Here is a 2,763-nt window from a genome sequence, read left to right as displayed (position 1 = left end):
GTGGTACGTCCACCGGAAGCGGTGCCCCGGGTCGACGCCCCGCGGGCGACGGCGTCAGCGACCGAGGCCCGGTCGGCCGGATCGGCGGCCGTGGCCAGGGCGTGGTGCGCGGTCTCCAGCAGGGCGTGCGCGAGCCCCAGCGGCTGGAGCCAGGACGCCCCCGTGGCCTCCTGGTACGCGCGGGCCAGCTCGGCGCACGTGGTGCCGTCCAGGCTGGAGCGGTACGGGTGGCCGGGGCTCCAGTAGACCAGCGTGGCCACCCGCGCGTCGCCGAGTTCGGTGTGCACGTCGGCGGCGGGGCTGCTGTGGGTGTGCGGGTAGGTCAGCCAGCGCGAGCAGGTGATCAGCCGGGGCCGCAGCCCGGCCTCCCGGGCCCGGCGGTGGAAGAGGGCCAGGTCGGTCGCGGTGGCCGCGCTGGTGACGAGGCCGGCGCCGTGCTCGCGCAGCCGGTCCACCTGCTCCGCGAAGTCACCGGCCGGCTCCCGGTAGGCACCGAGGTCGGCCAGCGTGTGGCCGCGCCCGGACAGCGCCGGCGCGAACCCGTACCGCTCGTGCCGCAGCAGCCGGCCCTGCAGGTCGTCGTTCCACAGGCAGCCGACGGTGGCCCGCTCGCAGACCCCTTCCCACAGCCCCGCGAAGATGCGGGCGATGTCGTCGAGTCCCCAGGCGAAGTGGTACGTCCACCGGAAGCGGTGCCCCGGGTCGACGCCCCGGGCGTGCACGTACGCCTGCCAGGGGAACGTCGTCGACACGCACGGCACCGCCGCCTCCTCGCAGGCGTCGGTGACGGCGGGCAGCACCCGGGTGCCGGCCATGGTGAGCACGATGCGGGCGCCGTCCGCCTCCGCCAGCTCCCGCACCGCCCGCCGGGCGGAGCCGGGCTCGGAACGGCTGTCGCGGACGGCGACGGTCACCTCGTACCGCCGGCCGCCGTTGCGGACGTGGGTGAGGTGCGGAGCCAGCGCGCGCAGTACGTAGCCGAGCGGCGCCCCGAGCGGGGCCAGCCGGCCCGTCAGGGGTGCGACTACACCGATGCACAAGGGGGTGGTCGACGCCATGCTGCTGTGTCCTTCGCCTGGTGGCCGGCCGTGCGATGCCGGATCACCCGGCACAACGAGGCAGCGGGGATCCGGCTTCGGCCCCGCCGGGGTGAACCGCCCCGGCCGCCGGGGGAGGGTGGCGCCGACAGTACGAGTTTCCCAGTACCGCCAGTAACATGATCACCTTGTTCCGGGTGTACCAGTCAGTCAACTCGGCGCCGTCCCCGGACGCGCCCTGCCCGGAGAAGTCCATGTCATCTGTCAACGACGCGTTGGAAAACGCGCGCCTCACCTACGAGCAGCACATGCGGACCTGCCGCCAGTGCCATGCCGACGCCGCGCCCTGTGCCGTGGCGAAGCACCTCCTGCGGCTCTACAACCTCGCCCGCAGGGACCGGATGCGTGCCACCGGCCACGACATGCCCCACGCCTGACCGGCCCGGGGCACTTTTCGCCCGTCACAAGGAGGGAACCCGGTCGCCTGTCCTGTCCGCATGAGACGCAGGAGGCCACTGTGACGGACCAGCAGGGTGACCGGCCGAACCCGGTCACACAGCACGCCCGCCCCGACTTCCCCTCCCAGGATCAGCCGCATCCGGGCTGGACCGGCCCGATGGACCCGCCGCCCGACCACGGCGAGGAGTCCTACCGCGGCACCGGCCGACTCGACGGCCGCAAGACCGTGATCACGGGAGGGGACTCGGGCATCGGACGGGCGGTGGCGCTCGCCTTCGCCCGCGAGGGTGCCGACGTGCTCTTCACCCATCTCGCCGCGGAGGAGGACGACGCCCGCGAGACGGCCCGGCTGGTGGAGGACGCCGGACGCAAGGCGGTCGCCGTGTCCTGCGACATCCGTGACGAGGACAACTGCCGCTCGCTGATCGAGCGGGCGGTCGCCGAGTTCGGCCGGATCGACGTCCTCGTGAACAACGCCGCCTACCAGATGTCCCAGCCGGACGGCATCGAGGCGATCAGCACCGAGCAGTTCGACCGGGTGATGCGGACCAACCTGTACGGGATGTTCTGGCTGACCAAGTTCGCCCTGCCGCACATCCCGGCCGGGGGCTGCGTCCTCAACTCCACCTCGGTGCAGGCGTACCAGCCCAGTCCGCACCTGCTGGACTACGCGATGACCAAGGGCGCGATCGTCACGTTCACCCACGGGCTGGCCCAGATGCTCGCCGACCGCGGCATCCGGGTCAACGCGGTCGCACCGGGGCCGGTGTGGACCCCGCTCATCCCCTCGACCATGCCCGACACCGCGGAGTTCGGTAAGCAGAGCCCGCTCGGCCGCCCGGCCCAGCCCGCCGAGCTGGCCCCCGCCTACGTCTACCTCGCCTCGCCCGAGGCGAGCTTCATCACCGGAGAGATCCTCAACGCGACCGGCGGCACCCCGCTGCCCTGACAGCGGTGGGGTCAGCCGGCCCGGAACGGCGGCTCGGCCAGCAGCTCCAGCAGCCACGCGGCGCCCTGCGCGGCCCCCGGCGCGGCGCCCGAGCCGTGCGGGAACATCCGGCCCCAGGAGGCGGCCCGGCCGAGGGCGCTCAGCCGCCAGGCGAGTTCCGCCGCGCGCCGCAGCTGCGCCGCCGTGCGGCCGTCTCCCGCCCACGGCTCCAGGTAGGCGTCGAGCAGCCGGGGCAGCACCTGCGGACCGTAGCGGTCGACGGCCCGTTCGACGGGCACGCGCAGGCTGCAGAACGGGTGGGAGACGGCCGCACGGCGG

Annotated in this window: 3 protein-coding genes and 1 pseudogene; 2 read left to right on the top strand and 2 right to left on the bottom strand. The window is 73.9% G+C overall.

Annotated elements, in window-relative coordinates:
- Positions 1-1,058: ABC transporter substrate-binding protein (locus tag CCN44_RS42240; protein WP_086704573.1), on the bottom strand; the 1,058-nt coding region annotated here is incomplete at its 3' end.
- Between the two features lie 158 nt (positions 1,059-1,216).
- Here CCN44_RS42240 and CCN44_RS42235 point away from each other — a divergent pair.
- Together CCN44_RS42235 and CCN44_RS42230 are read left to right on the top strand one after the other, a co-directional pair.
- Positions 1,217-1,474, top strand: coding sequence for a hypothetical protein (locus tag CCN44_RS42235; protein ID WP_223283685.1), 258 nt, complete (start codon positions 1,217-1,219; stop codon positions 1,472-1,474).
- An 80-nt stretch (positions 1,475-1,554) separates the two neighbouring features.
- The gene (locus tag CCN44_RS42230; RefSeq protein ID WP_059247030.1) at positions 1,555-2,445 is read left to right on the top strand and encodes an SDR family oxidoreductase; all 891 of its coding nucleotides are present in this window, start codon (positions 1,555-1,557) and stop codon (positions 2,443-2,445) included.
- A gap of 11 nt (positions 2,446-2,456) precedes the next feature.
- On the opposite strand, the pseudogene CCN44_RS42225 reads toward CCN44_RS42230, so the two are convergent.
- Positions 2,457-2,763, bottom strand: a pseudogene (locus tag CCN44_RS42225) (aminoglycoside phosphotransferase family protein); the annotation flags it as partial.

It is taken from the genome of Streptomyces tricolor (assembly GCF_002155905.1).
Taxonomy (GTDB): domain Bacteria; phylum Actinomycetota; class Actinomycetes; order Streptomycetales; family Streptomycetaceae; genus Streptomyces; species Streptomyces tricolor.
Note: the sequence above shows the minus strand (reverse complement) of the source record. Positions and strands in the feature narration are given on the sequence as shown.